Here is a 5967-nt window from a genome sequence, read left to right as displayed (position 1 = left end):
GTCTATGAAAAGGGCATCAGCCTATCGAAGAAATTGATGGAAGACGTCGAAGCACGGTTGAAGCGCAGCCCGACCTTGCCAAAATATGACATTTTTATCAAGCCTATTCTCGGGTAATATTTTTAACAGAAATCACCTTAAGAGGTTTCGAGGGCGCACTGCGCGGGGCCAACGGGACAAGGCCCGGGAGTTCCAAAAGGGGCGGGTTGACCCGTGGCGCACTCATGGCGCACTCTCTACCAAGAAACGGCAGTTATCCACAGATAACGGCAACAACGGTGACACCCTAAACGCCTGTTTTCCTTGCTGGCGTTTGTTGTAGAGTGTTGTTTATCCGTGACTTTTAATCAGGTGGTCGCGCGTTCGAGTCGCGCAGGGCGCACCAAGCAAAACAAGGGGATAGGCGCAAGCCCGTCCCCTTTTCGTTTACGAAGATGCCGCCGGGGTAACGCTGGGGGTAACAAGCCGGACCCGTTAGGCCCTGTTCGGGGGTGTTACGCCCGTTCGTCGGATGCCCGGCGGTACTCGACGTGGCTCGGCTGCCGGGTCCCAATGCGGAGCGTCTATCTACCGCTGATCGGCGGTATGCCCAAGCTGAACGCGGCTACCGACAGACTTGTCGCGCCTCAGGTAGCGATGCGCTCGGCAGGTTGCCCTTGGAGGCGAGGCCAAGCAGGCGGTTGCCGTGTCCGGAGTCTCGACGGCTGCAGGCATATCCGCCACAGATTTTGATGGATATGGCGACTCTCCGGATTTTCCCGACCGGATTCCGATCGTTCCCCTTGTGTTTTATATCTAGGTCGGTATATTAATGGACATCTTCGTACATGACGACGCCAAGGCCGACCTGCTGGCCCTTAAGGACAGCGAGCCCCAGGCGTTTGGTCGGATTCTGGCCCTGTTGCAGCAGTTGGCAGGCGATCCGGACCTTCTTGACCGGTTGACCCAACAAGACTACGGCGCGTACCGCTCGGCAGATTTTCACGTCTGTAAGTGGCAGGAGCAGTGGCGAAAGGGGCGGGATTTGTGGCGCTTGAAGGTCTGGGATCTAGAAAACAAGGGTCTTCGTTATCGCGTCGTCTACGCCTTCGAGCCAAAAAAACACCACTACCACGTTTTGGCCATTGCGCCGCGGGAGTTCGACTATGACACCAACCACCCCTTCGGCAGCCGCATTCTCCGCACCTATCAAGAGCTTTGAAAAGGTCGTCGGCGCGGCGGGAGAAGCCACTAGCCGCACCCGCTGCCAGGTCTTCGCATTTGAAGCCTACATCGCACCTCAGCCGCCGGCCCCCACTAAATACACCTCGATCAGCCAGTTGGTTGACGATTTGGAGAAGGACGACCAAGGGCGCGCCGCCTTGGAGGCCGGCAGGCGTTGGGTGGCCGACACATTCTATGACGAGGATGGAGACACGGTGCGTGCTCTACGACTTCGGCTTGGATGGTCTCAGACCCGTCTCGCCGAAGCGCTTCAAACCAGCCAGTCTCATGTAGCCCGAATTGAGCGTGGCACGGAAAACCTGACAATAGAAACTTGCCGCAAGATTTCCAGAGTCTTGGGAATCGATTTGAATAGATTGAACGACGCGCTTGAGCGTCAGGAAGCCATCGCGGCAGCGAAGCAGAAATGATCTCGCGTCACATAGAGACCCTCTTCTGCGACGATATCCGCCATGAGGTGGGAGGGAAACTCTCGTTCATTGGGGTCTATTCTGGCGGATTGATTGTTCCGGCGTTTCCGGTCACGCTGCCCAAGCTGTGCCTGTCAGTGAGAATCGTCACGCCGACCGGCGAACCTCTTAGTTCCCTAACGCTACGCATTTGGAAGGATGACAAGATACTGCAAGAAATGGTCCTCGCGGAGGACCAATTGGCCGCCGCCTCATCAGACGCGACCGATGAGATGATTGGTGAGCAGCAGAAAAACGGGGTTCGGGTATCGGTATCGCAAGTTTTGTTGGTCTTCTCCCCTATTCAGTTTGATGAGCCTTGTGTCCTGAAGGTTCGTGCACAGACCGAGACGGGCGAGTTGGCTGGGGTGGCGCTCAGAGTGATGACGCAGCCTCAACTGATCGAATAGCCTTACCGCCCTGCTTAGTTAGGGTTCTAGGCGCTGGCCAACGGGGTCGTCACTGCGAGGGTTCACCTTGAGCCAGACTGCCAGGGGGCGAAGACCGGGGCCAGGAAGTTGCGCCAGCCGATTCCTGCGGTCCGAGGCACGCCGATTAGCGGCCAGGGCTCACCACAGTGCGTACGTCCTTGATGGCGCTCCGCTCCAGCTTCACCGGCCGCCAACAGGATCGGACTCCGACCCGGCCCTTGAGGTTGCGCCGGCCGGACTACTCGACCCCAAGCCGGTCGGGGCTGGAGTTTCACCAGGTGGTCCCCCGCCGGATGCTCTGGGAGGTTCGGCCCGTGCATGGTCGGGAGCGGGGCTGTCCAGGCATCAGGCTCGCGGATCGCACCGCAACAGACGCGCCACGGCTTCACCAGGGCCGCCGGGCAGTCCGCCCGGTGCATCGGCATGGGCAAGAACCTCGAACGCTGCGAGCGGGGCCGGGGGCGAGCAGGATGCAGCCGTCCGGCGCTGCTCCCCTTCGCCAGGGCGCCGATGGTGCAGCCCTTGAGGTTGTGCGAGGTGTCGTGCATGGGCATCGGCAGGACAAGGCCGCAGGTGCAGTGGCCGAGTCAAGCCAGGATCGCCAGGGCATCAACGCCCACGTGCTCGATGGCGATCCGCCCCTTAGCCGCCGACAGTCCCAGCGTCCGCGGATCGCTCTAAGTTGAGCGCCAACAGGCGCCGAAGAATCTCCTCTTCTGGCATGTCTGGTGTGTAGTCCTTCCAGCCGTAGGCTATGGCCACCGCGGCGTCGAGCTTTCGGTGAGCGTTTTCGAGCCAAGTCGGCCGTTTGTTGTAGAGCGTGGTCAGGGTCAGCTTCTTCAACTCGGCCGCGTGCTCGGCCTTTGGGATGATCCGATCCGGGTAGCCGAGGACAACCTCAGGGACCCGATCTACCCACGCGGGAGGGTTTAGCCAGATCTCACGACGCTCGTTGAGGCGATGAGCGGCTTCGGCAATCTTGATGGCAACCGCGCGCCGGTCGGCCGCCACGGTCGGCAGGACCGCCCCCGACTCAAGGGCCTCAGTCGGCCCCTTGCTACCTGCCGGGGTAAGGCCCTCGGGGAAAGGGAAGGTCTCGAAGGTGGTGGTTGGGGTGTAGCGCGGATCGTTGCCCTTCCCCAACCAGGTACAAAGCCCTAGCGACCACAATTCATGGAACCTTGAGTGCAGAATGCCGAAGGTGGTATCGTCTGCGCGGGTAACGACGATCAATTGACAATCGGGAATGACGCTACTGTGAACCCAAACAAAAAGGCGATGCTTTGCAACGCGAGCGGTTGCCATGAATCGCGGAAGTCGCTCGATCAGTGTAAGCAAATCGTCCCTGCGGCGTTCATGCCGCCACCAAAAGCGCCGCAATGTGGCGTTTCTGCTTAACTCGCGCGATGGCCTAACGTGCTGCGCTATATAGTCAAATGGTTGTTCAAAAAGAGCGGCGTCTTCGGCATCCATCGTCGATCCAAAGTCGATCAGCCAAGTATTAGACGGTCGTCTTGTAAGATCCAATCCGTTCATCCATGGCTTAAGAACATCCGCATTCGTTCGCCCATTAGGATTTGGCAGAGCCACCCAAGATCGCGCTAAATCCGCTGGCACATCAAAATCACCCGTTTTTTGATTGCCGTTGAAGGCGGTTTTAGCGTTCGCCGGAAGTCGCATCGCCGTTGTAAGGTCAAGACTGGTCTTCCCGTCCGATGGGCTTAAGTCGGCGAAAAGTTCCTCTACGGCGGCTCCGTCCAAAGCTATAGGATGCCCTAACCCTTTACCGGCGAAGGCCACCAGGGACACACGCACCGCGGCCCCGTCGTTGATCCATGGCTCATCCGACCAGGCGTTGAAGATGACGCCGGTCTCAACGATGCGGTCCAGGACCTTGCGATTGGCCCCGCCGCGAATGCTGTTAGTGGTGACCAGCCCCGCGTACCGCGTCTTGCCCTCGGCAATCTGCGCCCGCGCCTTTTCAAACCAGTAGGTCACCAGATCGGCACCGCCTGGTACCCGTCCGGCGTAGAGTTTCCGAAGCCGTGTCACATACTCTGCACCAAGACCCCCGAGCATCTTCTTGTCACCTAGGAACGGCGGGTTACCCACGATTACATCCGCCTTCGGCCATTCGGCCTCGGTGCCATCCGGGTTTATCAGGGCATCCCGATGTTGGATCGCGTCGAGCGGCTTGAGGATGGGGTCTTTGCTGTGCTGGTAGCCGTTGCGCCGACACCATTGAATGTCGCCGATCCACACCGTGACGCGCGCCAGTTCGGCGGCATATTCATTAATCTCAAGCCCTAGAATGTTATGCGGCCCCGTCTGCAATAGCTCATCTGTCGTCGGTATACCAAGATCTCTGGCTTCCACATGGACACACTTCTCCAGGTCGCGGAGTGCCTTGAGGGCCAGGTAGAGGAAGTTGCCAGACCCACAGGCCGGGTCTAACACCCGGAACTCGTAGAGCCTGAGCAGAAATGCTTGATAGGCGTCACAAGCCTTGCGAAACAGCGGACTCTGGTTATTTTTCCCATGGACCGCCTCAATGCCTTCTTTGGCCGCATCCCACTCCCGCAGTAAGGGTTGGGTTACCACGGGATCGATCAACTTACCTATCGTGTCGATGTCGGTGTAATGGGCGCCCAAGGGTGCGCGGGAAGACGGATCGAGCCCACGTTCAAACAGAGTCCCGAAGATGGTCGGGTCGATAGCCCGCCAGTCCTTGTCGCGAGCGGCGGCATGTAGCTCAGCCAGGTCCGATGGTAGCAGCGGCGGGATGTCAATCGTATTAAAAAGCCCGCCGTTAAACCAAGCGATATCATGGTCGCCATATTCGCCATGAGGGTTTTGCATCGCCAAGAAAAGCGTACCCAGGCGCTTTCTGGCTTTCTCGCTGTCGCCTTCCGCATTCTTGAGCAAATCGGCGAAGAGATTGTTTGGCAATAGCCGTTCGTCCTCGGCGAAGAGACAGAATAGACATTGCACCAGAAAATGGGCTACTCGTTGCCAGTCCTCGCCCCGCTTGCGCATCGTCTCCGCGAGGTTGGCGAACGTGGTTGCCGCTTCCTTGGTGATGGCTTGGTTTGACTTAGAGGGCTTGAGTTTATCGGGATCGGTAAAAACCCACCGAAGAATCTCACGCTGAGAAGGGTCAATCAGGTCCTCTAATCGGATTTCTCGGGGTTGGTCGGGGTAACCGGGAAAGGCGGTATGAATGATGATCCGCTCGCGGTCGGCGACGACGAGCAACGGCGGTGTCTCCAACTTCAGAACGTAGTCTGTGAGTTGCTTGAGCGCGGCGTCCAGGTCGCGGCCGGGCTTTTTGTTCTCCCAGCCGAAATGATCCCGCTTCCACACATCAGCCCAGCCATTGCCCCCGCTGGATTTCTGTGCGCCACGCTCGAAGCAGTAGTTGTCAGGATCGTGCGGCTTATCGACACCGAGCAGATCGCACAAGTCGCCAAACCATGGTTGGGCGCCTTGCCGTTCGTTTAGCTTGTTGCCCTTCCATTTGGCGATGAAATCATCCGGTGTCATGGGCTCCCGTCTCCTCGGTTCTTGTTGGTTAACTTGATGACTCGCTATCCGCCCCCCGTCGGCCCGGGTTTTGGCCAGACGCGGCCAGTTCCCCCCGTCTACCGGGTTCGGGGCGGGGTCAGACCATACACCCGTTACAGGGTAAATTGCGACTGGTTCGCAATGGTTCGGGTCAGCCAGGGGTGTCTGATGTCAACTATCTTGGCCGGTCGATGACAATTATCTTGGCCGGTGGTGGGGCCTGAGCGATAGGGCCAGTGAGTGCGGTAGGGCTGAGGTGGTGGGCGCCCCTGGCGGGGCCGCGCACGGCTAGGAGCCCG

The 5967-nt window shown here is 58.9% G+C and carries 4 protein-coding genes and 1 tRNA gene; 4 read left to right on the top strand and 1 reads right to left on the bottom strand.

Annotation, left to right across the window (positions count from 1 at the left end):
• Positions 1–309 precede the first annotated feature (309 nt).
• From QZY48_RS16960 to QZY48_RS16945, 4 genes are all read left to right on the top strand, one after another.
• A tRNA-Ser gene (locus QZY48_RS16960) sits at positions 310–385 on the top strand.
• 426 nt (positions 386–811) lie between these two features.
• Positions 812–1201 (top strand): hypothetical protein, encoded by a 390-nt coding sequence (locus tag QZY48_RS16955; protein WP_295433100.1) that lies wholly within the window; start codon positions 812–814, stop codon positions 1199–1201.
• The gene (locus QZY48_RS16950) at positions 1146–1634 is read left to right on the top strand and encodes a helix-turn-helix transcriptional regulator (RefSeq protein ID WP_295433098.1); all 489 of its coding nucleotides are present in this window, start codon (positions 1146–1148) and stop codon (positions 1632–1634) included. Before QZY48_RS16955 ends, QZY48_RS16950 begins: the two co-directional genes overlap by 56 nt.
• Positions 1631–2083 (top strand): hypothetical protein, encoded by a 453-nt coding sequence (locus QZY48_RS16945; RefSeq protein WP_295433096.1) that lies wholly within the window; start codon positions 1631–1633, stop codon positions 2081–2083. The genes QZY48_RS16950 and QZY48_RS16945 overlap by 4 nt, the downstream gene beginning before the upstream one ends.
• Before the next feature lie 663 nt (positions 2084–2746).
• On the opposite strand, the gene QZY48_RS16940 is transcribed toward QZY48_RS16945, so the two are convergent.
• Positions 2747–5647 carry a DNA methyltransferase gene (locus QZY48_RS16940; RefSeq protein WP_295433095.1) on the bottom strand — a complete coding sequence of 967 codons (2901 nt, stop codon included), beginning with the start codon at positions 5645–5647 and terminating at the stop codon, positions 2747–2749.
• Positions 5648–5967 lie beyond the last annotated feature (320 nt).

The organism is uncultured Thiodictyon sp. (assembly GCF_903828115.1).
Classification (GTDB): Bacteria; Pseudomonadota; Gammaproteobacteria; order Chromatiales; family Chromatiaceae; genus Thiodictyon.
The sequence above is the reverse complement of the archived record's forward strand: the minus strand, read 5'-3'. Positions and strand labels throughout refer to the sequence as shown.